This window comes from Glycomyces sp. NPDC048151 (assembly GCF_043202775.1).
Classification (GTDB): Bacteria; Actinomycetota; Actinomycetes; order Mycobacteriales; family Micromonosporaceae; genus Glycomyces.
In genome coordinates this window covers 71227-97077 of sequence record NZ_JBIDBB010000010.1, presented here as the reverse complement: position 1 = coordinate 97077, position 25851 = coordinate 71227, and the positions used below count along the sequence as shown (strand labels likewise).

The window sequence follows — 25851 nt, the reverse complement described above, 5'->3', positions numbered from 1 at the left end:
CTGCGTGAATGACGGCCCGGGCGATGCGCCCGGGCCGTCATTGCTTCGTCTGGGGTTTGTGGAGGCGGCCCGGCTCGTACGGGATGGAGACGCGCTCGTACAGGTCGATGGCCTTGCCGCGCAGTGAGGTCGCCGTCCAGGACGCGGCCAGGAGCATCATGACGTTGAAGAGGTAGAGGAACACGAGGAGACCGACGGCGGTGGTCACCGCCTGGTAGGCGGGCCGGTCGGAGACGTGGAGGACGTAGATGCGGCCGACGGTCTTCAGGACCTCCATGCCGATCGCGACCGCCACGGACGCCCACACGACCCGCCGCACCGGCATGACGACCCGGGGGAGGGCCTGGAGAAGGACCATCGCCAGCAGCGCGTTCGCGATGAGGCCCACCAGGACCGAGATGCCGCGCACGACGAGCGCGAGGTTCCCGGTGGCCTTGTCGAGGTCGAGCGCCGCGAGCACCCACTCGGCGCCGGCGGTCGCGCCGATCGTGATGAGCAGCAGCACCGAGATGCCGATGAGGATCAGCAGGTCGATCGCCCACCGCAGGAACGGGTTCCCCGGCTGCGCGTCCAGGCCCCAGATCTGCCGGATCGCCGCCCGCACCGACTGCACCCACGCCACCCCGGCGACGACGAGCGCCACCGAGGCGAAGATCGTGACGGACTTGCGGGACTGCTCCAGCACGCCGATGTCGATCACGGGCAGGTTGGTCGACAGCCACGACTCGACCGAGTCGTAGATGTCGGGGAAGTTCAGCAGGTACCCGAAGATCGCCAGCGCCAGGAGCGACATCGAGAACGCCGCGAAGAACGCGTAGTAGGAGATCGCGGCGGCCAGCTGCCCGCCGTGGACCTCGCCGTACCGCTCGCCGGTGCGCCACGAGTGGTCCACCAGGTTGGACCGCTTCCGGGCCCCGAGGAGCACGCGGTCCCACCAGGCCCCCAAGTCAGGGAATTTCACGAACCGATTCTGGCAGAGCCGGGCCTGTCGCGGCGGTCCGACGCGTCAGGGGCGGATGACCCAGGCGTCGGGGTCTTCGAGGAGTTTGGTGACGGAGGTGGGGAGGTCGTCGGCGGCGACGGCGGCGAGGGACACCGATTCGAGGATGTTGCGCTCGGAGACGCGCAGGGCGATCCACACGTTGGTCATGGCCGCGGCGGTGCCGGTGTAGGGGACCTGCTCGGGGCGTTCGCCGCGGACGCCGACGAGGGGCCCGTCGACGGCGCGGATGACGTCGGCGAGGCTGATCTCGCCGCCGGGCCGGGCGAGCTGGTGGCCGCCTTCGGAGCCGCGCTTGGAGGTGGCGATGCCGCCGCGCCGCAGCTGGAGCAGGATCGACTCCAGGAACTTGCGGGGGATGCCCTGGTCCTCGGCGATCTGCTCGGCCGAGACCCACCGCTCGCCGTATCCGGCGAGGGCCACGGCGGCCCGCAATGCGTAGTCGACGCGGGCGGACAGGCGCATGGGGACTCCTTCGGACGCAGTGGCAGTACCGACTCTATCTCCCGGAGCCGTGTTTCCCAGCGGCTCACGGGCGGTCTGTGAGGCGTGCGGGCGTTCAGTCGTCGATGAGCAGCCGCAGGTACGCGGCGGTCTCGGCGGCGGCGAGGTCGGCGTCCCCGGCGATGATCGCCTCGATGGCGCGCGAGTGGTCTATGTGCGGCTCTTCGGCGAGGTTGGGGCCGAGTCCGGCGCGGACGGTCTCGCGCAGCGACTCGGCGAGCTCGGAGTACAGCTCGGCGAGGAGCTTGTTGTGGCTGGCTTCGGCGACGGCCTGGTGGAGGGCGATGTCGGCCGCTATGAACGACTCGGTGTCGTTGACCTCGTGCGTGGCCTCGCGTTCGGAGAGGAGGATGCGCAGGCGGGTGATGTCGGCTTCGTCGCGGCGGTGGGCGGCCAGGCGCGCGGCTTCGACCTCGAGGCCGCGGCGGACCTCCATGGCGTCGGAGGCGGGGCTGGCGGCGATGCGGCGGCGGACGGCGGCGGTCACTTCGGAGCGGCCGACGACGAAGGTCCCGGCGCCCTGGCGGATCTCGAGGAGTCCGGCGTGGGCGAGGGCGCGGACGCCTTCGCGGATGGTGTTGCGGCCGACGCCGAGGAGCTCGGCGAGTTCGCTCTCGGTGGGGATGCGCGAGCCGAGGCCCCACTCGCCGTCGCTGATCTGCTGGCGCAGCTGCTCGATCACCTGATCGACGAGGGCGGACTTGCGTGTCGACTGCAGTGCCACTGACGGACCTGACCTCTCCGGAGCGTCCATGGCTTGCGGGGGCCCGCCATGGGGGGTGCGTGTTTCCCAACACTAGAAGGATTAAAGCAGACACCCGTCGCGATACCGTTGACAGGCCGTCAATTCATCCCATGAATTGATTCCATCCTATCCCAGCTGCTCAGGGCACATCACGAGTGCGCCCAACAGCTGGACGGTTCCCCCTCACCGGACCCCGCCCGCCCTCCCGCACCCGGAAGGAGCCGTCCGCGTGACGACGACCGAGACGCCCGCCCACGACCTGGAGCACCCCGCTCCCACCCCGCACGCCGAGATCGCCGACCCGCCGAAGCGGGCCGCGGTCGCCATGGGCTGGATGCTGGTCGCCGGGGTCGTCCTCGCGGCGTTCAACTTCCGCACCGCCGTCACCAGCGTGGGCGCGATCCTCGCCGAGCTGCGCACCGGCCTCGGCATGTCGGAGGCCGTCGCCGGGCTCCTCACCACCCTTCCCGTCCTCGCCTTCGCGGGCCTGGGCGCCCTCGCCCCGCGCCTGGCCCGCCGCTTCGGCCCCCGCGCCCTGCTCACCGGCGCGCTCCTGGCCATGAGCGTCGGCATGATCGCCCGCGCCTGGGCCCCGAACACCGCGCTCTTCCTGCTCTTCAGCCTCCTCGCGCTCGCGGCCGGCGCGGTCGGGAACGTGGCCGTGCCGGTCATCGTCAAGCGCTACTTCCCGAACCGCATCGGGCTCATGACCACCGCGTACTCGACGACGCTCGCGGCCGGGGCCGCCGTCGCGGCCGCCGCCACCGCGCCGATCGACCACCTCGCCGGGGACTGGCGCGTCGCGATGGCCGTCTGGGCGCTCCCGGCGCTGGTCGCAGTCGTCCCGTGGCTGCTGTGGCGGCCCGCGCCCGCCGCGGCCGGGGCCGCGCCGATCGGCCGCCTCGACGGCGTCCGCCGCTCGCGCCTGGCGTGGACGATGCTGCTGCTCTTCGGCTGCCAGTCGGCCATCGCGTACATCCTCATGGGCTGGACGACGACGATCCTGGTCGCCGACGGCATGACGGCCGCCGCCGCGGGCTCGATGCTCGGCCTGCTCACGGTCGTCCAGATCCCCGTCTCGGTGGTCGTCCCGATCCTCACCGTCCGCTGGGGCCCGCGCCCGGTCTTCCTCGTCCTCATGGCCTGCTACCCGCCCGCGATCGCCGGGCTCTGGCTCGCCGGAGGCGGCGGCCTCACCTGGCTGTGGATGATGCTGTTCGGCATCGGCACCTCGGTGTTCCCGCTGGTCCTCACCCTGTTCGGGCTGCGCGCCCGCACTCCGGCCGGGACGAGCGCGCTGTCCTCGTTCGCGCAGTCCGGCGGCTACCTCATCGCCGGAGTCGGGCCGCTCGCGGTGGGCTGGGTCTACGGCCTCACCGGCTCGTGGTCGGTCCCGTTCGGCTTCGTCGCGGCGCTCACGATCGTGTTGTTCTTCTCCGGCCTCTACGTGACCCGCGAGCGCTACATCGAGGACGAGCTCGCTCCCATTCCCTGAATAGGGGACGAATCCCCTGAAACGGGCAGCCCCGCAAGGCCGGCCGAAGCTTCCTCGTGACACGATAGTGCTGTGGACCACAGTGCTGAATTTACGGCTGGCAAAGCGGGCGCCGTGGGTGAAGTGGAATTCGGGGAGGCGAACGTGACCAGCGAGGTGCTGTGGCTGCCGCGGCCGGACGCGGTGGAGACGACGAACATCGGGCGGTTCGGCCAGTGGCTGTCCCGCCGGGAGGAGCGCGACCTCACCGGCTATCCGGCCCTCTGGCAGTACTCCGTGGAGCACCTGCGCCCGTTCTGGGGCGCGGTCTGGGAGTACTTCGGCCTCGGCAAGACCGTGCCCGAGCACCGGGTCCTCGCCGACGAGACCATGCCCGACACCGTCTGGTTCCCCGACGAGACCTTCAACTACGCGCGCGCCGTCCTCACCGCCCCCGGCGTCGACGAGGACGACGTGCTCGTGCGCGCCTACTCCGACACCCGCGAACCGGTCGAGTGGACCCTCGGCGAGCTGCGCGAGGCCGTCGCCCGCGCCCGCGCCGGGCTCGTCGCCCACGGCGTGCGCCGCGGCGACCGCGTCGCCGCGTGGATGCCGAACATCCCCGAGACCTACGCGCTCATGCTCGCCACCGCGAGCCTCGGCGCGGTCTTCTCCTCGTGCGCCCCCGAGTTCGGGGCCAAGGCCGTGCTCGACCGCTTCGCGCAGATCGAGCCGAAGGTCCTCGTCGCCGTCGACGGCTACAAGTACGGGCCCAAGACCGTCGACCGCTCCGCCGACCTCAAGCGCGTCGTGCGCGGCCTCGACGGCCTCGGCTCGGTCGTCACCCTCCCGTACATAGGTTCGGACGTCGAGGGCGAGACCTGGGACCGCTTCTGCGCCTACGACGAAGGGGTCGCGTTCGAGCCGCTCACCTTCGACCACCCGCTGTACATCCTGTACTCCTCGGGCACGACGGGCCTGCCGAAGGCGATCGTCCACTCCCACGGCGGCATGGCGCTCGAGCACGCCAAGATGCACTCGCTCCACCACGACCTCGGCGTCGGCGACCGCTTCTTCTGGTACTCCACCACGGGGTGGATGATGTGGAACTACCTGGTCTCAGCTCCGATCGTCGGCGCGGGGATCGTCATGTTCGACGGCGCGCCCGACCCGGCCGGGATGTGGCGCCTCGCCGAGGAGTCCGGCACCACCTACTTCGGCACGAGCGCGCCGTTCCTCATGGCCTGCCGCTCGCGCGGCATCAAGCCGATGGAGGAGGCCGACCTCTCGCTCCTGCGCGGCATCGGCTCCACAGGCGCACCGCTCCCGGCGGTCGGCTTCGACTACGTCTATGAGCAGATCAGCCAGACCGCGCAGCTCCAGTCCCTGTCGGGCGGCACCGACCTGTGCACGGGCTTCATCGGCGGCGCACCCACCGTGCCCGTCTGGCGCGGCGAGCTCTCGTGCCGGTGCCTCGGCGCCGACGTGCAGTCCTTCGACCCCGAAGGGCGCCCCGGGATCGGACGCGAAGGCGAGCTCGTCATCGCCTCGCCGATGCCCTCGATGCCGGTGGGGCTGTGGGGCGACCCGCTCAAGCACCGCTACCGCGACACCTACCTCACCGACTTCCCCGGGATCTGGCGCCACGGCGACTGGATCACCATCACCGAGCGGGGCTCGGCCGTGATCTCCGGCCGCAGCGACGCCACGCTCAACCGCGGCGGCGTCCGCATGGGCACCGCCGAGTTCTACGCGGTGGTCGAGGCGATCGAGGGCGTCGCCGACTCCCTGGTCGTCCACCTCGACGACCCCGGCCAGGACCGGCTCCTGCTCTACATCGCCTGCTCCGAAGGCGTCGAGCTCGACGACGACCTGCGCCGCCGCGTCAACGCCGCCCTGCGCGAGCAGCTCTCGCCCCGCCACATCCCCGACGAGATACGGCAGGTCCCGTCCGTCCCCCGCACGCTCAGCGGCAAGAAAGTCGAGGTCCCCGTCAAGAAGATCCTCAAAGGCGTGCCCGCCGAGGAGGCGATCGCGCGCGACGCCCTCGCCAATCCCGACGCGCTCAAGGCCTTCGTGCGACGCTGACCGAGACCTGAGTGACAAGGGACGCTCAATAGCCCAATTTCCTTACGCGGCAAGGGAATTCAGCGGAGTGTGTGCCCGATCGCAGGCAACCGGCCGATAGTATGCATCGCGTCGCCCCGGTCGGTTTCCCCCGTAGCCGCCGGGGCGGCGTTCTGCTTCCGGCCGGTGTGCGCCCTCCTGCCGCGAGCGCCCGTCCGGGCCCCGCGCCGGGCCGCCTGTGCTCCAATAGGCGGCGTGACCGACCCGACCGTCCCCGCCGAGCAGCCCGACACCGACGACCTCGCCGCCGACGAGGTCGGCGTCGGCCCCTGGGAGGGCCCGCTGCCCGAGGGCGACCGGTACGACCCCGACCTGCTGCGCCTGGGCGACCGCCGCAACGTCGTCGACGGCTACCGGTACTGGACCCGCGAGGCGATCGTGGCCGACCTCGACGAGCGCCGCCACGACTTCCACGTCGCCATCGAGAACTGGCAGCACGACTTCAACATCGGCACCGTCGTGCGCAACGCCAACGCGTTCCTCGCCAAGACCGTCCACATCGTCGGCAAACGCCGCTGGAACCGGCGCGGCGCGATGGTCACCGATCGCTACCAGCACGTCGAGCACCACGCCACCGTCGAGGCGTTCGTCGCGTGGGCCCGCGCCGAGGGCCTGGCCGTCGTCGGCATCGACAACCTCCCCGGCTCGGTCCCGATCGAGACGACCCCCCTGCCGCGCAACGCGGTCCTCGTCTTCGGCCAGGAGGGCCCCGGCCTGTCCGAGCCGGTCCGCGAGGTCTGCTCGATGGTCTGCTCGATCACCCAGTTCGGATCGACCCGCTCCATCAACGCCGGCGTCGCCAGCGGCATCGCCATGCACGCCTGGGTCAGGGAACACGTGTTCGATCAGCGTCCCGCCGCCTGAACCGGCCTCGTCGGGAATCCGACCGCTCCCGAGTACACACGATGTCGCACCCCGGTGGCACTCTGGAGTGGAGCACTCCGGTGCTCGGGAGGTCCGAAGGCGACGGCACTCCGGTACGCGGCGTCGCCGCACCGCTCCCCGTGGGGGCGTATGCGAACGCGCGGTGTCGGATACCTGACGCTTCCATGGGGTCGAGGGGGGTGATGCGCCTACATTGAGCCAATGGCAGGTTACTTGGGGTAAGCTCCCGGTGGTACAAGCGAATAGGTTGAATCCGCTGGTAGATAGGCGGAGTCGGGCAAAAGTGGAACCATCGCGTTACGCTGTTCCCGGCACTCGGCCGCTCGGTTCACACCGTTGGGGCCCAGAACAAAACTGAAAGCCGAGTCATGCTCGTACGGTAGACTCGTGCCAGCCTGCGCCAGACGAACGATCGGCCAGGACCCTTGACGGGAGGGGTGAGGAAGTTGAAGAAGTTTCTGACTTGGGGCGGACTTGCGTTCCTGGTGTTCTTTGTAGCCTTCAGGCCAGGCGAAGCCAGTGACGTGGTCGGGAACCTCGCAGGCGGAATCCTCGATGCCGCAAACGGTTTCGCGGCGTTCTTCACGAACCTCGTGACCTGATCGAGACGGCACTATGACCGATTCCGGTGCAGGCGGCTCGGGGGACAACAAGGACACCGAGCCGCTGGAACCCCCCAGCCCCCGCGCCCCCTCCGACAGTCCCGCCCCGGGCGCGGAATCGCCCACGCGTGAGTTCAGCTTCCCTCCGGGAACCGCCGGATCCGCGCCCGCGACCGCCGCGAGCGACATCGACGGCGTCCGCTTCGACGACGGCCTGGCCGGCGGCATGAGCGGCGGCCTCCTCGGCGGCGTCCGCGCCCCGTCCGTGCCCGACGTCCCCTCGCCGATCTCCGCCCGCTACCTCTTCCCGACCGAGAAGTACCGCGGCGAATGGCGCCGGCACTGGATCCACCTCATGCCCTGGTACGTCGTCGGCACGCTCGCGACCTTCATCATGGGCCTCGCCTCCGGCATGCTCACGAAGTCGGACTACGACAGCCGCAGCACCGCCGTCATGGTCACCGTCCTCGTCTGGCTGGCCATCCTCGGCTTCGTCGGCTGGAAGATCCTCGACTGGTACATGGACCGCTTCATCCTGACCAACAAGCGGATCATGCTCATCCAAGGCGTCATCACCCGCTCGGTCGCCATGATGCCGCTCGGCCGCGTCACCGACATGAAGTACTCCCAGACGCCCATGGGCCGCATGCTCAACTACGGCGAGTTCATCATCGAGTCCGCCGGTCAGGACCAGGCGCTGCGGAACGTCCCGCACCTGCCGAACCCCAACGAGCTCTACCTCCAGATGTGCGAGGAGATGTACGAGCCCGAGGCCGTCGACGAACGCGAGGCCGAACCCGAGGAGGACCTCATCCCCGAGGGCGAGCCCGCGCCGAAATCAGCGGACGCCTGACGCGATCACTGAGCGAACACCCGTCGACACCGTCGGCGGGTGTTCGCTTGTCCTGGTCATGACCCGTTTCTCCGGGAAGGATGCCGGGACCCAGGGGGTTGCACCTACTTCGTATACTCAGTTTGTATCCGACCCTCGGTTGCCAGGAACACCCATCTCTTGGCAGAATTCCGCCCGGTGGCGCAACCGCCCGCCGGGGTAAGGTCGTCTGTTCTTCGACCCCCCCAGGGAGACTCGTGAGCGAGACCAAATCGTCCCAGGACGAGGAGTTCCGCGAGTACGTGGCGGCACGTTCCGCCGCGCTGCACCGTGCGGCGTATCTCCTCACGGGGAACTGGGCGACAGCGGAGGACCTGGTGCAGACGACCTTGACGAAGACCTACCTGGCGTGGAGCCGGATCAGGACGACTGATTCGGTCGACGCCTACGCCCGCCGCATCCTCTACAACACCAACGCCTCCTGGTGGCGCAAGCGGTCCAACCGCGAGAAGCCCACCGAGGTCTTCGAAGACAAGGTCGACCACTCCCGCGACTTCACCGAGCACTCCGCGGTGCGCGACGCCATGTGGCGCCACATCGCCGTCCTCCCCAAGCGCCAGCGCGCGGTCCTCGTCCTCCGCTACTACGAGAACCGCACCGACCAGCAGATCGCCGACATCCTCGGGATCTCCGTAGGTACCGTCAAGAGCCAGGCCTCCCGCGCGCTCGCGGGCATGCGCAAGCGGCTCGGCACGCCTTCCGAAGCGCTCGGCCTGGCGATGGAACCGAGGAAAGCGGCATGAGCGACGACATCGAGGCCCTCCTGCGCAGCGGGCTGGCCGAACGGGCCGCTGCCGCGCCCGCGTACGACGACCCCGGCCTCGCCGAAGCCGCCATCGCCGGCGCCGGCCGCATCCGCCGCCGCAGGCGCGTCGCCTCGGCCGCGGGCGGCGCGGGCCTGCTCGTCCTCGGCGCGGCGGCGTTCGTGTGGCAGCCGTGGACCGCACCGGACCAGGGCGGCGACGGCGTGATCGCCGCCGACACGAGCACCGCCGAGGCGCAGAGCGAACTCGGGATGGAGTTCCTCATCGAGGAGCCGGACGGTTCCTACACCGTGCTCGACGCCGAGGGCAACGGCCTCACCTTCGACATGGAGACCCCGGTCGGCTACGTCTACAAGCTCGCCACCTCTTACATGTCCGAAGGCGAATCGGAGGTGACGACCTTCACCATCGAAGGGGACGTCACCGGGATCGTGAAGCCCTCGGCGACGGACACCATGACCAGGGTCAACAGCGTCGGAGACGGCTTCGCGATGGTCACGCCGAACGCCGACCTCACGGCGGAGGCGTACGAGCTGGTCGACGTCTCCCTCCAAGGGGGGTCCGAGATCGTCGACTTCACGACCAACTACGTCGTCACCCTGGAGGACTGGGACGCGACCACGGCCGTGTTCTCGACCGATCTGTACTCGAGCACCGCGGGGGAGCCCGGCTCCTTCTACTTCAACGAGGAATTCGATCTCGGGCTGGAATCGGTGAGCGCCGCCGGGTTCCAGTCCGCGGTCCTGGTCGACCAGACCGACGTGAACCACGTCTGCGTCGCCGACCTCGACGGCGCGGGCGCCGTGGGCACCCAGGAGCAGTGCGGATCCTTCGACAGCGACGAGATTCAAGCGCAGCTCGCCGGGGCGGCCGGGGAGAACGCCGAGGACCCGAGCGACCTCGTCGCACGCGAGATCGAGGAGATGTCGGGCGAGTCGTACTTCGACCCGACGCTCGAGATGGACCTCGGCGAGTACCAGTCCCAGTACGACAACGCGTCGAATATCTGGGACGACCCGCTGGGCCGCTGGCAGATTGTCGGCGACCCGGGCGACGACGCCTGGCTGCTCTTCGACAGGACCGGCGACGAGCCGGTGCTGTCGGAACTCGAGCCGCCCGAGGGCGCCCTGATGCCGATCCTGAGCTACAGCTAACAAGCACGTTCGAATCCGGGGCTGTGACCGAGCGGACTTGACATACTCGCAGCGTGGAATACTTGCTGACCGTCATGGTGACCCTCTTCGTCATCATGGACCCTCCGGGGATCGTGCCGATCTACCTGGCCCTGACCGGGACCATGGATCAGCGCGAGCGCAACCGGGCCGCGCTTCAGGCGACGCTCTTGTCCCTGGGCGTCATCTCGCTGTTCGCGCTGCTCGGCCAGCAGATCATCAGCTATCTCCACATCGACCTGGAGGCGCTGCAGGGCGCGGGCGGGCTCCTGCTGCTCCTGGTCGCGCTGCAGCTGCTCACCGGCCAGGCCGACGAGCCCTCGGGCACGGCCACGTCGAACATCGCGCTGGTGCCGCTGGGCACGCCGCTGCTCGCCGGGCCCGGCGCGATCGTCGCGGTGATCCTGTTCGTGCAGCAGGCACCGTCCCGAACGGACTATCTGTGGATCGCGCTGGCGATCCTCGTCATCCACATCGCGATCTACCTGGTGATGCGCTTCTCGGGCTTCCTGGTGAAGATCCTGCGGCGCGGCGGCATCGAGGTGCTGACGCGGATCGCGGGCGTGCTGCTGGCGGCGATCGCGGTGCAGCTCATAGCGGATGCCGTGATGGGCTACGTCGAACTCTTCGAAAGTTCTGCTGGAGCTTCCGGCTGGTGATTGTTTAGGGTTCAATAAACCCTATGCCTACGATTCTCGACCTCCCGTTGCACCCGTTGGTGGTGCACGCGCCGATCATCCTGGTCGGACTGCTCGTTCTGGGCGGCATCGCCTACCTCCTGATTCCGCCGCTGCGCCAGCGCATCGGCTGGGCCGTCGCGGCCCTCGTGCTCGTCACGCCCGCATCGGTGTTCGGCGGGATCATGACCGGCCGCCAGCTCGCCGACTACAACGAGCCGAACGGCTGGTCCGAGCCGGTCTCGCAGCACCACGACTACGCGTTCTGGCTCTTGTGGACGCTCGTGGCCCTGGTCCCGGTGTGGTTCCTGTTCGCCGGTCTCGACCGCGGCCGCCGCGCGGCGATCGCCCGTGACGGCGACAAGCCCGCGCCCGCGGCGAGCGAGGACGGCGAGGCGGCCCCGGCGGGCTCGTCCGACCCGGCCGCCGCCGGGCGCAAGGTCGTCATGTTCATCGTCGGGCTCGTGGCGCTGGCGCTGCTGCTGCTGGCGGCCTGGTGGGTGTTCAAGACCGGGCACGCGGGCGCGGAGATGACCTGGGGCGGCCTGGTGCGGTAGCGGCCGCGCGGAACACGACGGCCCCGGCCGGGCATCGCCCGGCCGGGGCCGCTTGCTTGTACTCAGTCCGCGACGAGGCCGACGATGAGGACGGTGAACATGAGCGCCACGCTGATGAGCGTGATCCAGTGGGTCACGAGGCGGGCGCGCTGCTCGGCCGCGTCGATCGCGGCGTGGTCCTGGGGCGGCAGCCGCCGGGGCTCGCTCGGCAGCGCCACGGCCTCGACCCGCCACCCGGGCGGCGGAGGGACGTTGACGGGCGGGCCGTCGTACTCGGCGTGGTCGCTCATGGAGGAAGCCTAACGCCGGAACGGGGACGCGCGCCGGGCTGCTCGATGCGGCGTTGGCGCGCGGGGTGCGTGTCGCGGTTCCGGCGGGTCGGCTGACCTCCGGCCCCCGGGGTCGGGTGTGGCGGTCTCGTGGGCCCCCAGCGCATATGGTCTCGCGCGGGTACGACAGAACGGCTCGGGCCGGTGGATCCGACTGGATCCACCGGCCCGAGCCGTTGTCACTTGCGTCGCTTACTCGGCGCTGGCCTGGCGGTCGTTGCCGCCCGTGGGGCGGCGGCGACGGCGTCGGCGGCGGGCCGGGGCGTCGCCGTCGGCGGCGGGGGCCGCGTCGGCGGGCTTGGACTCGCGGGGGGCCTTCGCTTCGGCCCCTTCTCCTTCGGTGCGGATGCGGCGGCGCTGGCGGCTGCGGGGGGCCGGAGCCTCGCCGTCCGCGGCCGGGCCGCTGACGGTGCCGTTGTCGTCCACGGTGATCCGCTCGCCCGAAGCGGCCGGACGCTCGGAGCGCCCGCCCGAGCGGCCGCCGCCGCGGCGGTCGGAGCCGCCTCGGCCCCGGTCGCGGTCGCCGCGTCCGCGGCCGCGACCGGACTTGCGGCTGTCGCCCTCGACGTTCTCCTCGCGCTCGGCGCTGAGGCCGTCGCGCTTGCGGAGCTCGCTCGGGAGCGCCGACGGCGCCCCTTCGGGGATGTCCAGGTCCGTGTACAGGTGGTCGGACGTGTGGTACGTCTCGACCGGCTCGCCGAGGTCGAGGTTGTTGGCCTTGACGATGATCTTCCAGCGCGGCAGGTCCTCCCACGTGAGGAAGGTGATCGCCGTGCCGGTGGCGCCCGCGCGGCCGGTGCGGCCGATGCGGTGCACGTACGTCTCGGCCTCTTCGGGCGCGTCGTAGTTGATCACGTGCGTGACGTCCTGGACGTCGATGCCGCGCGCGGCCACGTCCGTCGCCACGAGCACGTCGATCTTCCCGGAGCGGAAGGCCCGCAGGGCCCGCTCGCGGGCGTTCTGGCCCAGGTCGCCGTGGACGGATCCGACGGCGAAGCCGCGGAAGTCGAGCTCGTCGGAGAGCTTCTGCGCGGCGCGCTTGGTGCGGCAGAACATGATCGTCAGGCCGCGCTCGCGCGCCTGCAGGATGCGGGCGGCGACCTCGACCTTGTTGAGCGCGTGGGTCATGTAGACCAGCTGGCGGGTGTTGTTCGCCGCCTCCTGGTCGGGCCCGGTCACGTCGGCCGCGACGGTCATCGGACGGTGCATGTGGCGGCGCGAGAGCGACATGATCGTGTCGGGCATCGTCGCCGAGAACAGCATCGTCTGGCGCTCCTCGGGGAGGAGCTTGAGGATCTTCTCGACGTCCTCGGAGAATCCGAGGTCGAGCATGCGGTCGGCCTCGTCGAGCACGCAGTGCGCGATGGCGTCGAGCTTGATGTGCTTGGACTTGTACAGGTCCAGGAGCCGCCCGGGGGTGCCGACGATGATGTCGACGCCCGCCTTGAGCGCCTCGACCTGCGGCTCGTACGCACGGCCGCCGTAGATCGGGAGGACCCGGATGCCGCGGGTCTTGCCCGCGTCCTCGAGGTCGCGTGCGACCTGGAGGCCCAGTTCGCGGGTCGGGACGAGGATCAGCGCCTGCGGCTTGCCGCTCGCGCCCTCTTCGGCGGAGACGATCCTGTCGATGATCGGCAGGCCGAACCCGAAGGTCTTGCCGGTGCCGGTGGGGGCGCGGCCGATGATGTCGGAACCGCGGAGCGCGATGGGGATCGCGTACTCCTGGATGGCGAAGGCCCGTTCGATGCCAAGCGCCGCAAGCGCTTCGACGGTCTCTGCCCGGACGCCCAGCTGGGCGAAGGTCGGCCCCTCGTTCTTGGGCCGGTCGTTGTTCACTTCGTTCACTCTGTTCACCTCGTGGCGGAGGACGTCACCAGATCCGGGGAACTCGGCGCCACATTCAGTCTCGTCATACAGCGGCGACGACCGCCGGATTCGGGAAGTCGCCGCTTCGCAGGAGCGGCCCGGCGCCTGGCGCCGGTACCGCGTTCGAGGACCGCTCTCGCATCGCCGCGCCCGCATGGGTGAACCGGAGTCCAGAACCGTGGTTCGCGAGCTTCGTCGAGGGGACTGCCACCAGATGGCCGCGGTCGCTCCCGTCCATCGTACGCCCCGGACGCACCTCCGTCTCGATGCGACGCTGCGGTCACGCCCCGGGCGACCCTCGCGAGTCGGGCATTTCACACTGCCGTGGACCGTGCCGCCCGTTCGGGGGACCCTGCCGACCTGCGAAGACGCGTGCGAAGGTCCTGTTCCCGACAGCCCCGCGAAGGCGAAGGCCCTTCCGGGCCAGTGGTAACCTGCCCCCGTGTCCGAGACAACTGATCCCGCCGCGCAAAACGACGACCCGGCCTCCGCCCCGGCGGCCCCCAGCCGCGAGGCCGTCATCGATCTCCTTGGGCTGCTTGCCCTCGGCGAGCTGCTCGCGTTCGAGCGGATGGTCTACGACGCTCGGCTCGCCCCTGACCTCGGACGCCGCGCCGCCCTCTCCGAGGCGGCCGTGGGTGAGATTCGCAACTACCGGCTCCTCGCCGACCGGCTCGGCGAGCTCGGGGCCGACCCGGGCGAGGCCATGGCCCCGTTCAAGGAGGCCTTCCGCTCCTTCGACGCCTCCACCGCGCCGCGCGACTGGCTCGAGGCGCTCGTGAAGGTCTACCTCGGCGACGCGGTCGCCGACGACTTCTTCCGCGTCGTCTCCGCCGGGCTCGACGACAAGGACCGCACCCTCATCGAGACCGTCCTCGGCGAGACCGGCGCGTCCGACCTGGCCGCCGCGGAGATCCGCGCCGCCGTCGAGGCCGACCCGGCCGTCACCGGCCGCCTCTCGCTGTGGGCCCGCCGCCTCGTCGGCGAGGGCATCAACCGCGCCCAGGGCGTGGCCGCCGCGAACGACCGCCTCACCGGCATCATCGTGGGCGACGGCGGCACCCTCGACGCGCTGCTGCGCCGGCTCACCCGCGCGCACCAGGACCGCATGAAGTCCGTGGGCCTGAACAACTGAGCCGCTTCGGATCCGCGGCCCGCGAGCTTCGCCGAGGCCGCGGATCCGCGGCCCGCAAGCACCACCGGGGCCGCCCCGCAAGGGGCGTTACCGAATCGAGATGATTCGGCCGCAACTGGACCCTTCTCCCCACGCGTCTTGGCGGAGGAGGAGGACACAAACATGCGGCTCAAGAAAAGCCATGTCGTCAGCGGGGTGCTCGCCCTGGCGCTGCTCGGCGCGACCGGCACGGCCTGGTACTTCGCGCTCCAAGCGCGCACCCCGGCGCAGCGCGCCGAGGAGACGGCCGAACCCGAGGACAGTGTGATCACCGTCCGGGTCGACCAGGAACAGCTGATCAGCACGCTCGAGTTCGAGGCGGCGTTCAACCGCACCGGCGACTTCGAGGTGCCGGCCCCGAAGGCGCCCGACGGGATCGAGACCGCGCTGGCCTCGAAGATCCCGCTCAAGGTCGGCGACGAGGTCAAGGCCGGGACGGTCCTGTTGGAGGTCTCCGGCCGCCCGATGATCGCCCTCGAAGGCGCCGTCCCCGCGTACCGCGACCTCACCGAAGGCGACACCGGGCCCGACGTCGAGCAGCTGCAGCTCGCGCTCCAGCAGCTCTACGGCACCCCGAAGACCGGCACGTTCGACGCGCGCACCATCGCCGACGTCAAGAAGCTCTACGACAACCTCGGCTACGACCACGCCACGACCTCGGAGGAGATCCCCGACGAGACCGGCGGCGAGGAAGACACCACCGGAGGCGAAGAGGACACCGCCGGCGACGGCGGCACCGAGAACACCGGCGGCGGCCAGACCACCACCGTCGAGCGCGTGACCGTGCCGGCCTCGGAGGTCGTGTTCCTGCCCGACCTGCCCATGCAGGTCAGCAAGATCAACGCCCAGCAGTCCGCGCCCATCCCCGCCGAAGGCGGCGTCATGGTCCTCGCCTCCGGCGACTGGAAGCTGGAGGCCAAGCTCGACGAGGAGACCGCCTCCGAGCTCACGAAGCTCGGCGACGAGGCCGAGCTCGAGTTCGGCGACGGCCCCATGGAGGGCCAGGAGGTCGGCGCGTTCGAGCTCGAGGTCCGCGAAGAGGCCGCCGAGAGCGACGAAGGCATGTACCCCGAAGAGGGCGAGGAGCAGACCCAGGAGGTCACCTACGCCGTCTTCGCGTTCGAGGCCGACAAGGTCGAAGGGCTCGACGAGCTCGCGCCCGGCGAGGAGCAGGAGGTCCTGCTCGTCCTCGCCCGCTCGGCCGAGGACGCGCTCATCGTCCCGCTCTCCGCACTGTGGACGGACGCTGAGGACCGCACCATGCTCACCGTCGTCGACGACGAGGGCAAGGAGCGCCAGGTCGAGGTCGACGTGACCCTGCGCCACGACGGCCGCGGCGTCGTCCAGCCCGTCGAAGGCGAGCTCGCCGAGGGCGACGAGGTCGTGATCGCCTGGCGCGACCGGGAAAACGCCTGATGGCCCGCAAGCGCCGCACCCCTGAGACCGACACCGAGCTCCTGGAGTACGTCAGCCCCGCAGGCGGCGAGTCGGCCGCGGCCGAACCCGTCGGACGCAAGGGCCGCCGCGCCGCCAAGAAGGCCGACAAGGCCGAACGCAAGGCCGCACGGCAGGCCTCCAAGGCCGCCGTGGGCAAACGCCAGGGCCGCTTCGGGGTCCGCAGCATGGGCATCGCCTACGAGGCGTTCCAGTCGCTGCGCGGGCGCTCCATGCGCACCTGGATGACCGCGATCGGCATCGCCCTCGGCATCGCCGCCACCGTCGCCACCGTGGGCCTCTCGTCCACCTCCGCCGCCGCCATCGCCGAGCGCTTCAACGAGACCGAGGCCACCCAGGTCACCGTCTCGTTCTCCAACAACATGCGCAACGCCGGGTTCCTCCCCACACTCGAGTCCAGCGAGCGGGTCCGCGAGATCATCGGCGTCCAGGACGCCGGGATCTTCTGCGCCTCCAGCGAAGAGCGCCAGGCCTCCCGCACCGAGCAGCAGGACTACGTGCGCGACGTCCCGGTCTTCGGCATGGAGCCCGGCGCCATGGAGGCCTTCGGGTTCACGTTCGTCCAGGGCGCGGCCTTCGACGACGGGCACGTCGCCCGCGACGACAAGGTCGCGATCGTCGACGAGTCCGCCGCCCGCGACCTCGGCTACGCCTCGCTCGAAGGCGGCCCGATGATCTACCTCAACGGCGAGGAGTACGCCCTGGTAGGCGTCTACACCGCGCCCGAGGGCGAAGCCAAGCTCACCGGCGCCGTCATCATCCCGCCCACCCCCTGCACCGCAGGCGACAAGGAGTTCGGAGCCGCGGAGGTCTTCATCCGCACCGACCTCGGCGCCGCCGACAAGGTCGCCAAGACCGCCCCGACCGCCGTGTTCCCCGAAGGCGCCGAGAACCTCTCGGTCACCAAGCCTTCGGACCTGCGGAACTTCCGCAAGGGCGTGGAGAACGAGATGCAGGCCCTCCTGCTCGGCCTCGCGGGCGTCTCGCTCGTCATCGGCGCCGTCTCGGTCTCCAACACCGCGCTCGTCTCGGTCATGGAGCGCCGCTCCGAGATCGGCCTGCGCCGCGCCGTCGGCGCCGCCCGCCGGGCCGTCGCCATGCAGTTCGTGTGGGAGTCCACCCTCATCGGACTCATCGGCGGGCTCTTCGGTACCGTCCTCGGCGTCAACGTCACCGCGATCGTCTCGCTCTACCGCGACTGGCAGATCGTGTTCGACCCGATGCTGTTCGCCGCCGGACCCGTCATCGGCGCGGTCGTCGGCGTCGTCGCGGGCGTCTACCCCGCCTGGCGCGCCAGCCGCATCCCGCCCGCGGTCACCTTGCGGGCCTGACCCTCGTTAGTCCCCGGTGAGACTCACCGAGGACGCACGGGAACTGTTCCTGCCCGCCGCCTGCGCCTCCTGCCGGAGCGCGCCGGCGGCGGGCAGCGGCCTGTGCGCCGACTGCGCCGCCGACCTCCACGCCCTCAGACCCGTCCTCGCCACGCCAGCCGTGCGCACCGCCCCGCCCGTCGTCGCGGGCGGGCCCTACGCCGGGGCGCTCGCCGAAGCGCTCAACGAGTACAAGGAGCGCGCCCGCCGCGAACTCGCCCCCGCCCTCGGAACCCTCCTGGGCCGAGCCCTGGCGGTCGTCGCCGCCGAGGTCCCCGGCGCCGTGCTCGTCCCGGTCCCGCCCACCCGCGCCGCCCGCCGCGCCCGCGGCTTCGACCACGTCGCGCGCGCCTGCGCGGGCCTGGGCGACCTCCGCCCGGTGCTGCGGGCCCGCCCCCGGCCCGACTCGGTGGGCCTGACGCCCGCGCAGCGCGCCGCGGCGGCCGCCGCGAGCCTCCACGCCGTCCCGCGCCGCCTCGCGGCCCTCGCCGGGGAGGGACGCCCGGTCGTCCTCGTCGACGACGTCGTGACGACCGGCGCGACACTGGACGCCGCCGCGCGGGTCCTGCGCGCCGGCGGCCTCCGCGTGCCCGCCGCGGTCGCCGTCGCCGCCGCATGAGTGCGACGGAAGTGGTTCATGTGGCGATACCGGCGGGTACCCCTCCAGGTGTCGGCAACGTGACAGGCCCGAAGGAGGCCTTCGAGCGCGAATGCGAAGAGTTATCTCCAGTCCGCCGAATTTCGCGCGCACGTGCCCGTTCGCATTGGAGAATTCCGGTAGCCGAAGGGTCGACTTTCGGTGACCGAGGAGTTAGTCTCGAAATCTCAGATCGGTAACGAGACGACAGAGGTCAGATGGCCCAAAGGTGAACGCCCCCAGAAACAGAGGCGCGGAAACCCAGGTCGTACCACCCGTGAGAGGAGGTCGCTCCTTCCGCCGTACCGGATCTTCGGCTCCGGACCCAGCATGCACAACTTCGTTCGCATCGCAGCCGCAAGCCGCGCGCGATGCACCTGGGAGGTTCAGAGGTGGACATCGTCGTCAAGGGCCGCAACGTGGAGGTTCCCGACCACTACCGCGAGCTCGTCGAGGAGAAGATCGAATCCAAGATCGCGAAGTACCTCGCCCGTTACGACGGGGAAGCGATCGCAATCGACGTCGAGCTCTATCACGAGCCCAATCCCCGCCAGGCCGACCACGCCCAGCGAGTGGAGATCACCTGCCGTCCCAAAGGGACGGTCATGCGCGCCGAGGCCTGCGCCGGGGACTTCCGGTCCGCCTTCGAGCTCGCCGTGACCAAGCTCGGGCACCAGCTCCGCAAGAACACCGACCGCAAGCGCGTCTCGCGCGGCGGGTCCAAGACCCCGATGTCGGTGTCCCAGGCGACCGCGAACGGCAACGGCCAGAACGGCACCCTGCTCGCCGAGCCCGAGGTCAAGGACCTCGCAGCGGCGCACTTCATCTCCGAGGACGTCGACCACTTCGACGGCCTCGTCGAAGACCACCTGCCGGGCCGGATCGTCCGCGAGAAGATCCACCCCGGCGAGCCGATGACCGTCGACGACGCCCTCCAGAACATGGAGCTGGTCGGCCACGACTTCTACCTGTTCCACGACAAGGAGAGCGGCCGCCCGTCGGTCGTCTACCGCCGCAGGGCCTTCGACTACGGCCTCCTGCGGCTCGACCTCTGACCGAGACCCGGCGCCGCGCACACCGGCGCCGCTGAAGAGGGGGGACTTTCCTCTTCGGTCCGGATGTTGTTGAGGGGTGGCATCCGGACCCGACGAGGCCCCGGGCATTCGCCCGGGGCCTCGTTCCATGCGCTGTTCAGGCCTGCCCTAGAGGGCCGAGCCTTCCTTCCACTCGTCGTAGGACATCACCCAGTAGCCCCAGCCGTTGTCCCAGGGCATCGGGCGCGGCGAGGACTCGCCCACGACCTCGACCGGGTCGCCGCGCTGCGCCATGTGGTAGAACCACTCGGCGTCGGCCTCGCTGGCGTTCAGGCACCCGTGCGAGAGGTTCGCCTCGCCCAGGCTGCCGTTCCACGGCGCGCCGTGCACGAACTCGCCCGTCGCGTTGATGCGGGTGGCCCAGTTGACGTCCGTCGAGTAGTAGCCCTCGTCGCCCTCCTCCTTGCCGGGGGAGACCATCGTCTTCTGCGCGAACTTCTCCATGACCAGGTGCGTGCCCGTGGCGGTGTAGTACTCGTACTCGGCGCCGGAGCCGCCGCTGATGAGCATCTCCTTCGCCACTTCGCCGTCCACGGTGACGGTCATGGTCTTGGAGTCCAGGTCGGCGACCGAGACCTGCGACTCGCCGATGACCATCTCCGCGGTGTAGTCCTCGCCGCCCCAGGTGTCGTCGCCGAGGAACTCGCCCGCGAAGTTCGCGGTGAAGGTCACCGTCTGGTGGCCCTCCCAGTACTCCTTGGTCCGGTAGATCACCGTGTCGTCGTCGATCCAGCGCCAGGCGCCCTCGTGGCCCTTCTCGGACTCGACGACCAGCAGGTTCTCGACGGCGGCCCGGTCGGGGGCGTCCTCGGTGAAGGTGACGATGATCGGCGCCCCCACGCCGACCTCCTCGCCCTCGGCGACCGGTGTGACGTCGGCGACCGCGAAGCCCGAGCTCTCACGGGCCTCGGTCGTGAACTGCTGCTCGAACTCGGTGACGGTGCCGTCCGAGCTCACGGCCTTCGCGACCACGGTGTGGGTGGACCCGGCGTCGAGGATGCCCTCGGAGGTCCAGGTGGTGAGGTCCTCGGAGAACGCGCCCTCGATGGTCTCGGACCGGTCGGACGTGACGTTGACCTCTTCGAGGATGCCGTCCACTACGGACAGGGTGAACGGGGCGGTCGGGTCCTGCTCCTCGACGGCGTCCATCGCCACCACCGGGACGATCGGCGCCGGAGTGAACGTCCCCGTCTGGGGCGCAGCGCAGGCCCCGGCCATGAGCAGCAGGGACAGCACCGCCAAGGCGCGCGCGGGCATGAGCTTCAAAGGGGGTTCCTCCACAAGGCGAAGTGACGGGATCACTATATCCTCGACGCCTGTCCCCACCTCTTGGGTTGCATGTCAATCGCTACTGAGTGAAGCCCACAACAATGTGTCGCGCCGCCGCCCCGACAGGGTCGGCAGACCGCCGCGCTCGACCCCCTCCAGACGGAACCCGGCGCGGCGCAGCACGGCCTGCGACGCGGTGTTGTGGACGTCGGTCCCGGCCCACACCCGGTCGAGCCCGACCTCCTTGAACGCCCACTTCCGCACGAGCCGCACCGCGCGCGTCGCGTACCCGCGCCCGCGCGTCTCCGGGCTCAGGTCGTACCCGATCATCGCGGTCCCGGCGACGCGCGCCACGTCGTACAGCCCGATCGTGCCCCGGTAGCCCGTGCCGTCGTCGATGACCATGAGCGCGGCCTGCCCGCGCAGCCACTGCACGGCCGCCCGCCACTCGCAGACCTCGCGGGCCTCCTCGGCGCTCGGCGGCAGCGGCAGGACCGCGCCCGAGTACACCTCCGGGCGCGAACGGTGCCGCAGGTGCTCCTCGAAGTCCTCGGGAACCAAGGGCCGCAACGCGATCACGTCGTCCCGCAGCGTCCCGCCCGGCAGGTCCGGGAGCGCCCTCGGGAACGGGCCCGGCCCGTCCCCGGGCAGCAGCCCCAGCGTCAGCGCCTCCGTGCCGTCCCACGCCGCGCCGCGCGCGACGCCGCCGTCGGGCCGGAACCCGGCCCGCATGGCCGCCCTGATCGCGGCCTGGTCGCGCACCGGCGGGCGCGCCTCGATCCGCTGCGCGCCCCGGTCGAACACGCCCGGGGCGGCCGCCCGCAGCATGGCCGCCGCGAGGTGCTTGCCGCGCCGCTCGGGCGCGACCCAGTACCGCACGCCCACCGTGCCGCCGTACCGCTCGAAGCCCAGCGTGCCCCAGACCGCCTCGCCTTCGGGGCCGTACGCGACCGCGTCGGGCGCGAACCCGCAGTCCGGCCCCGGGCCCTCGCGCGCGGGGCGCAGCGAGAACGCCGCCGACTCGACGGGCTCGAAGTCATACACGCCCTCAGCCAAGCAGGGGCGGCACCGTCCCGTCAACCATTCGCGGAACGGAATTCACGTATCGTCGAGGTCGTCGGCCCTCAGCTCAGGTCCTCGCGGAGGCGGCTCCCGATCCAGGAGTCGACCCGGCCGTCCGCCCCGTGACTCACCCGCCTGCGTGTGCCCTCGATTGCGAACCCGGCCTTCTCGGCGACCCGCCGCGACGCCTCGTTCCCGACCACCGCGCGCCAGTCGATCCGCTCCAGGCCCAGCTCCTCGAAGCCCAACCGGCACAGCCGCCGCACGGCCGCCGTCATCCAGCCCCGGCCTCGCGCCCACGGCGAGCAGTAGTAGCCGATCTCGGCCTCGCCGGTCGCGCGCAGCCCCAGCTCGACCGCGCCGCTGAACCGGTCGTTCGCGTCGGCGAGCACGAACATCGCCGACGTGCCGCGGTCCCAGCGCCGTGCGCTCTCGGCGAACCACTCGTCGCCCGTCGCCCTCGTGTACGGGCCGGGGACCGTGGTCCAACGCTGCACGGCCTCGTCCTGGCAGCTCGCGACCAGGTCGTTCAGGTCCGACTTCCGCAGCGGCCGCAGTTTCAGCCCGGCCGCGCCGGTCTCCAGCTCCCGCCGTTCGGCGAGGAAGAACGCGGCCTGCCGCTTGAGGACCGGGTAGTCCCCGGGCGGGTCGTCGGGCCCGCGCACCTCGCCGGGGAGGATCCCGCCGACCCAGCAGTCCTTCGAGACGCCGCGCTGGTGGACGCCGTTGCGGGCGATGCCCTCGACTGTGAACCCGGTGCGGATCGCGGCCAGGCGCGACGCGTGGTTGCCCACGATCGCGTCCCACGCGATGCGCTTGGCGCCGAGGTTGTCGAACCCGAACTTGACGGCCGCGCGGATCGCCCGCTGCGCCACGCCGCGCCCGCGCGCCCACGGCGCGGTGACGTACGTGATGGTCAGCTCGTACGGGAACGACTTCGTGAGCGCCATCGAGCCGACGAGCTTCCCGTCCTCGTCCACGACCGCCCAGCGCGGGTTCCCGCTCTGCCAGTGCCGCTCCTGGAGCCACACGAACCGCTCGCGCGCGGTGCCCGCCCACGGCAGGGGCATGACGAGGAACCGCTCGATGAGCGGGTCGGCGTAGATCCTCGCGAGATCGGCCATGTGCCGCTGCTCCCACGCGACGAGTCGCAGGCCGTCGGCGGTGAGGGTGACGGGTTCCATAGGGACCGATTGTGCCCCACTGGCGGCGGTCGGGACCAGTCACCGGCTGCGCGTACTATTGACCGGGAAATCCACCCGATTTGGCCGAGACGTTGCTGTGGGAGCTGATCTTCCGTGTCGTTGTTCGAGAAGGTACTGCGAGCCGGCGAGGGCCGTGCGCTCAAGCGACTCAATGCGATCGCCGATGCGGTCGACTCCTTGGAGGACGAGTACGCGGAGATGACCGACGCGCAGCTGCGCGCGTGCACCGACGAGTACAAGGAGCGCCTGAAGGACGGCGAGTCCACCGACGACCTCATGCCCGAGGCGTTCGCCACGGTGCGCGAGGCCGCCAAGCGCGTCCGCGGGATGCGGCACTACCACGTGCAGCTCATGGGCGGCGCGGCCCTGCACCAGGGCAACATCGCCGAGATGAAGACCGGTGAGGGCAAGACGCTCGTCTCCACGCTCCCGGTCTACCTCAACGGCCTCACCGGCAAGGGCGTGCACCAGGTCACCGTCAACGACTACCTGGTACGGCGCGACGCGGAGTGGATGGGCGAGATCCACCGCTTCCTCGGCCTCACCGTCGGCGTCGTGCTCCCGGGCGAGGGCTCGGAGAAGCACCGCGAGGCGTACGCGTGCGACATCACGTACTCGACGAACAACGAACTCGCGTTCGACTACCTGCGCGACAACATGGCCTCTTCGGCCGACAGCCTCGTGCAGCGCGGCCACAACTTCGCGCTCGTCGACGAAGTGGACTCGATCCTCGTCGACGAAGCCCGCACGCCGATCATCATCTCCGGACCGGCCGAGCACACGCCGCGCTGGTACAAGGAGTTCGCGGCCATCGTCGGCACGATGAAGCGCGACGAGCACTACGAGGTCGACGAGGGCAAGCGCACCATCGCGATCACCGAGCGCGGCGTCGCCCGCGTCGAGGACCGCCTGGGCATCGAGAACCTCTACGACTCGGTGAACACCCCGCTCGTCGGCTACCTGAACAACGCGATCAAGGCGCACGAGCTGTTCGAGCGCAACCGCGAGTACATCGTCTCCGAATCGGGCGAAGTCCTCATCGTCGACGAGTTCACCGGCCGCGTCCTGCCCGGCCGCCGCTTCAACGAGGGCATCCACCAGGCCATCGAGGCCAAGGAGAAGGTGGAGATCAAGCAGGAGAACCAGACGTTCGCGACGACGACCCTGCAGAACTACTTCCGCATGTACGACAAGATCGGCGGCATCACCGGTACGGCCCAGACCGAGGCCGCCGAGTTCAACAACGTCTACGGCATGGGCGTCATCCCGATCCCCACGAACAAGCCGATGATCCGCAAGGACCAGTCCGACGTCATCTACAAGACCGAGGAGGCGAAGTTCCAGGCGGTCGTCGACGACATCGCCGAGCGCCACGAGACCGGGCAGCCGATCCTCGTGGGCACCACCTCGGTCGAGAAGTCCGAGATGCTCGGCCAGTTCCTGCGCAAGCGCGGCATCCCGCACAACGTCCTCAACGCGAAGAACCACGCGAAGGAAGCGGACATCATCGCGCAGGCGGGCCAGCGCGGAGCGGTCACGGTGGCCACCAACATGGCCGGCCGCGGTACCGACATCATGCTCGGCGGCAATCCCGAGTACCTGGCCGCCGCCGACCTGCGCTCGCGCGGGATCGACGAGGCCGACGAGGAGACCTACGCGGCCGCCTGGGAAGAGGCCCTCGCCAAGTTCGAGGAGACCACCAAGGCCGAGGCGGAGGACGTGAAGGACGCGGGCGGCCTGTACGTCCTCGGCACCGAGCGCCACGAGTCCCGCCGCATCGACAACCAGCTGCGCGGTCGCGCCGGACGCCAGGGCGACCCGGGCGAGTCGCGGTTCTACCTCTCGCTCTCCGACGACCTCATGAAGCGGTTCAACGCCGACGCGGTGCGCGCCATGATGAACCGGCTGCGCGTGCCCGACGACGTCCCGATCATCTCCAAGATGGTCTCGCGCCAGATCGAGTCGGCCCAGTCGCAGATCGAGGGCCACAACGGCGAGATCCGCAAGAACGTCCTCAAGTACGACGAGGTCATGAACAACCAGCGCACCGTCATCTACGACGAGCGGCGCAAGGTGCTCAACGGCGAGGACGTCTCCGAGCAGATCGGGCACTTCATCGACGACACCCTCGAGGCCTACGTCGCGGGCGCGACGAGCGAGGGCTACGCCGAGGACTGGGACCTCGACGAGTTGTGGTCGGCGTTCAAGCAGCTCTACCCGATCCAGATCACGCACAAGGAGCTCGTGAAGAAGGTCGGCGGTCTCTCCGAGCTCGACGCCGAGACGCTGCTGTCCGCCGTGAAGGAGGACGCGCACGAGGTCTACGCCTCGCGCGAGGAGGAGTTCGGCGAGGAGATCCTGCGCAAGCTCGAGCGCCGCGTCCTGCTGCAGACGATCGACCGCAAGTGGCGCGAGCACCTGTACGAGGTGGACTACCTCAAGCAGGGCATCAGCCTGCGGGCGTACGCCCAGCGCGACCCGGTCATCGAGTACCAGCGCGAGGCCTTCGACATGTTCCAGACCATGCTCGACGGCATCAAGGAGGAGTCGGTCCGGTTCCTCATGAACGCCGAGCTGAAGCAGAAGACCGAGGGCGCGGCCGAGCCCGAGGCCCAGATCCGGGGCCTGGAGCCGCTGAAGAAGCCCGAGATGCTGATGCAGTCGGCGCCGTCGATGGACACCGCGAGCGGTGTGGAGCAGCAGGCCACGACCGAGGACGGCTCGGTGTTCAAGCGCCCGCCGAAGCCGGTCCCCGGCCAGAAGCGCGCCGTCAAGCGCACCCCGGGCGCAGGCTCGAAGGGCGCCGCCAAGGTCGCCCCGAAGTCCGCCCGCTCCGCGGGCCCGCGCAAGGCCTCGACCGCGCCTCCGGCGAAGCAGGCCAACCCGCAGCAGCGCCAGTCCGAGAAGGTCGGGCCGAACGAGCCGTGCCCGTGCGGTTCGGGCAAGAAGTACAAGCGCTGCCACGGCGCTCCCGGCGGTGCCGCAAACTAA

Annotated in this window: 23 protein-coding genes; 15 read left to right on the top strand and 8 right to left on the bottom strand. The window is 70.4% G+C overall.

What is annotated here, in order from left to right; translation table 11 throughout:
• Positions 1 to 37: 37 nt before the first annotated feature.
• The 3 genes from ACGGCP_RS23255 to ACGGCP_RS23245 all read right to left on the bottom strand — a co-directional run bounded on the left by ACGGCP_RS23255 (position 38) and on the right by ACGGCP_RS23245 (position 2228).
• Complete coding sequence (locus tag ACGGCP_RS23255) at positions 38 to 961, bottom strand: YihY/virulence factor BrkB family protein (RefSeq protein ID WP_392969818.1); 924 nt, start codon at positions 959 to 961, stop codon at positions 38 to 40.
• Positions 962 to 1006: 45 nt separating this feature from the next.
• Positions 1007 to 1465 (bottom strand): RrF2 family transcriptional regulator, encoded by a 459-nt coding sequence (locus ACGGCP_RS23250; RefSeq protein ID WP_392969815.1) that lies wholly within the window; start codon positions 1463 to 1465, stop codon positions 1007 to 1009.
• A 94-nt stretch (positions 1466 to 1559) separates the two neighbouring features.
• The gene (locus ACGGCP_RS23245; RefSeq protein WP_392969812.1) at positions 1560 to 2228 is read right to left on the bottom strand and encodes a FadR/GntR family transcriptional regulator; all 669 of its coding nucleotides are present in this window, start codon (positions 2226 to 2228) and stop codon (positions 1560 to 1562) included.
• A gap of 250 nt (positions 2229 to 2478) precedes the next feature.
• Between ACGGCP_RS23245 and ACGGCP_RS23240 the strand changes: the two genes are divergently transcribed.
• The 9 genes from ACGGCP_RS23240 to ACGGCP_RS23200 all read left to right on the top strand — a co-directional run bounded on the left by ACGGCP_RS23240 (position 2479) and on the right by ACGGCP_RS23200 (position 11399).
• Positions 2479 to 3744 carry an MFS transporter gene (locus ACGGCP_RS23240; RefSeq protein ID WP_392969809.1) on the top strand — a complete coding sequence of 422 codons (1266 nt, stop codon included), beginning with the start codon at positions 2479 to 2481 and terminating at the stop codon, positions 3742 to 3744.
• A gap of 114 nt (positions 3745 to 3858) precedes the next feature.
• Positions 3859 to 5811 (top strand): acetoacetate--CoA ligase, encoded by a 1953-nt coding sequence (locus tag ACGGCP_RS23235; protein ID WP_392969806.1) that lies wholly within the window; start codon positions 3859 to 3861, stop codon positions 5809 to 5811.
• Positions 5812 to 6045: 234 nt separating this feature from the next.
• Positions 6046 to 6714 carry a TrmH family RNA methyltransferase gene (locus tag ACGGCP_RS23230; protein ID WP_392969803.1) on the top strand — a complete coding sequence of 223 codons (669 nt, stop codon included), beginning with the start codon at positions 6046 to 6048 and terminating at the stop codon, positions 6712 to 6714.
• 458 nt (positions 6715 to 7172) lie between these two features.
• Positions 7173 to 7337: a hypothetical protein gene (locus tag ACGGCP_RS23225; protein ID WP_230601565.1), complete on the top strand. Its 165-nt coding sequence runs from the start codon at positions 7173 to 7175 to the stop codon at positions 7335 to 7337.
• A 13-nt stretch (positions 7338 to 7350) separates the two neighbouring features.
• Positions 7351 to 8190, top strand: a complete 840-nt coding sequence (locus ACGGCP_RS23220; RefSeq protein ID WP_392969800.1) for a PH domain-containing protein — start codon at positions 7351 to 7353, stop codon at positions 8188 to 8190.
• Between the two features lie 236 nt (positions 8191 to 8426).
• Positions 8427 to 8972, top strand: coding sequence for a SigE family RNA polymerase sigma factor (locus ACGGCP_RS23215; protein WP_392969797.1), 546 nt, complete (start codon positions 8427 to 8429; stop codon positions 8970 to 8972).
• The gene (locus tag ACGGCP_RS23210; RefSeq protein ID WP_392969794.1) at positions 8969 to 10147 is read left to right on the top strand and encodes a hypothetical protein; all 1179 of its coding nucleotides are present in this window, start codon (positions 8969 to 8971) and stop codon (positions 10145 to 10147) included. Before ACGGCP_RS23215 ends, ACGGCP_RS23210 begins: the two co-directional genes overlap by 4 nt.
• Positions 10148 to 10200: 53 nt before the next feature.
• Positions 10201 to 10824, top strand: coding sequence for a MarC family protein (locus ACGGCP_RS23205; protein ID WP_392969792.1), 624 nt, complete (start codon positions 10201 to 10203; stop codon positions 10822 to 10824).
• 23 nt (positions 10825 to 10847) lie between these two features.
• A complete protein-coding gene (locus ACGGCP_RS23200) occupies positions 10848 to 11399 on the top strand; it encodes a hypothetical protein (RefSeq protein ID WP_392969789.1) in 552 nt (183 codons plus the stop codon).
• Between the two features lie 62 nt (positions 11400 to 11461).
• Here ACGGCP_RS23200 and ACGGCP_RS23195 read toward each other — a convergent pair whose 3' ends face one another.
• Together ACGGCP_RS23195 and ACGGCP_RS23190 are read right to left on the bottom strand one after the other, a co-directional pair.
• Positions 11462 to 11689: a hypothetical protein gene (locus tag ACGGCP_RS23195; protein WP_392969786.1), complete on the bottom strand. Its 228-nt coding sequence runs from the start codon at positions 11687 to 11689 to the stop codon at positions 11462 to 11464.
• Positions 11690 to 11920: 231 nt separating this feature from the next.
• Positions 11921 to 13573, bottom strand: a complete 1653-nt coding sequence (locus ACGGCP_RS23190) for a DEAD/DEAH box helicase (protein WP_392969783.1) — start codon at positions 13571 to 13573, stop codon at positions 11921 to 11923.
• 463 nt (positions 13574 to 14036) lie between these two features.
• Between ACGGCP_RS23190 and ACGGCP_RS23185 the strand changes: the two genes are divergently transcribed.
• The 5 genes from ACGGCP_RS23185 (at position 14037) to hpf (ending at position 19285) form a co-directional block, all read left to right on the top strand.
• Positions 14037 to 14729 (top strand): ferritin-like fold-containing protein, encoded by a 693-nt coding sequence (locus ACGGCP_RS23185; RefSeq protein ID WP_392969780.1) that lies wholly within the window; start codon positions 14037 to 14039, stop codon positions 14727 to 14729.
• Between the two features lie 162 nt (positions 14730 to 14891).
• The gene (locus ACGGCP_RS23180) at positions 14892 to 16184 is read left to right on the top strand and encodes a hypothetical protein (RefSeq protein WP_392969777.1); all 1293 of its coding nucleotides are present in this window, start codon (positions 14892 to 14894) and stop codon (positions 16182 to 16184) included.
• Positions 16184 to 17554 carry an ABC transporter permease gene (locus tag ACGGCP_RS23175; protein WP_392969774.1) on the top strand — a complete coding sequence of 457 codons (1371 nt, stop codon included), beginning with the start codon at positions 16184 to 16186 and terminating at the stop codon, positions 17552 to 17554. Before ACGGCP_RS23180 ends, ACGGCP_RS23175 begins: the two co-directional genes overlap by 1 nt.
• A 16-nt stretch (positions 17555 to 17570) precedes the next feature.
• Positions 17571 to 18212, top strand: a complete 642-nt coding sequence (locus ACGGCP_RS23170; RefSeq protein ID WP_392969771.1) for a ComF family protein — start codon at positions 17571 to 17573, stop codon at positions 18210 to 18212.
• Between the two features lie 410 nt (positions 18213 to 18622).
• The gene (hpf, locus tag ACGGCP_RS23165) at positions 18623 to 19285 is read left to right on the top strand and encodes a ribosome hibernation-promoting factor, HPF/YfiA family (RefSeq protein ID WP_392969768.1); all 663 of its coding nucleotides are present in this window, start codon (positions 18623 to 18625) and stop codon (positions 19283 to 19285) included.
• A gap of 147 nt (positions 19286 to 19432) precedes the next feature.
• Here hpf and ACGGCP_RS23160 read toward each other — a convergent pair whose 3' ends face one another.
• The 3 genes from ACGGCP_RS23160 to ACGGCP_RS23150 form a co-directional block, all read right to left on the bottom strand.
• Positions 19433 to 20581, bottom strand: a complete 1149-nt coding sequence (locus ACGGCP_RS23160) for an Ig-like domain-containing protein (RefSeq protein WP_392970143.1) — start codon at positions 20579 to 20581, stop codon at positions 19433 to 19435.
• An 84-nt stretch (positions 20582 to 20665) separates the two neighbouring features.
• Positions 20666 to 21637 (bottom strand): GNAT family N-acetyltransferase, encoded by a 972-nt coding sequence (locus ACGGCP_RS23155; protein WP_392969766.1) that lies wholly within the window; start codon positions 21635 to 21637, stop codon positions 20666 to 20668.
• An 80-nt stretch (positions 21638 to 21717) separates the two neighbouring features.
• Positions 21718 to 22839, bottom strand: coding sequence for a GNAT family N-acetyltransferase (locus ACGGCP_RS23150; protein ID WP_392969763.1), 1122 nt, complete (start codon positions 22837 to 22839; stop codon positions 21718 to 21720).
• Positions 22840 to 22953: 114 nt separating this feature from the next.
• On the opposite strand from ACGGCP_RS23150, the gene secA reads away from it, so the two are divergent.
• On the top strand, positions 22954 to 25851 hold the full coding sequence (secA, locus tag ACGGCP_RS23145) for a preprotein translocase subunit SecA (protein WP_392969761.1): 2898 nt from the start codon (positions 22954 to 22956) through the stop codon (positions 25849 to 25851).

Coding starts and splice junctions, on each gene's coding strand:
- ACGGCP_RS23250 (WP_392969815.1), bottom strand. CDS start 1,465: ATGCGCCTGTCCGCCCGCGTCGACTACGCATTGCGGGCCGCCGTGGCC.
- ACGGCP_RS23220 (WP_392969800.1), top strand. CDS start 7,351: ATGACCGATTCCGGTGCAGGCGGCTCGGGGGACAACAAGGACACCGAG.
- ACGGCP_RS23210 (WP_392969794.1), top strand. CDS start 8,969: ATGAGCGACGACATCGAGGCCCTCCTGCGCAGCGGGCTGGCCGAACGG.
- ACGGCP_RS23200 (WP_392969789.1), top strand. CDS start 10,848: ATGCCTACGATTCTCGACCTCCCGTTGCACCCGTTGGTGGTGCACGCG.
- ACGGCP_RS23195 (WP_392969786.1), bottom strand. CDS start 11,689: ATGAGCGACCACGCCGAGTACGACGGCCCGCCCGTCAACGTCCCTCCG.
- ACGGCP_RS23180 (WP_392969777.1), top strand. CDS start 14,892: ATGCGGCTCAAGAAAAGCCATGTCGTCAGCGGGGTGCTCGCCCTGGCG.
- ACGGCP_RS23175 (WP_392969774.1), top strand. CDS start 16,184: ATGGCCCGCAAGCGCCGCACCCCTGAGACCGACACCGAGCTCCTGGAG.
- ACGGCP_RS23160 (WP_392970143.1), bottom strand. CDS start 20,581: ATGCCCGCGCGCGCCTTGGCGGTGCTGTCCCTGCTGCTCATGGCCGGG.
- ACGGCP_RS23150 (WP_392969763.1), bottom strand. CDS start 22,839: ATGGAACCCGTCACCCTCACCGCCGACGGCCTGCGACTCGTCGCGTGG.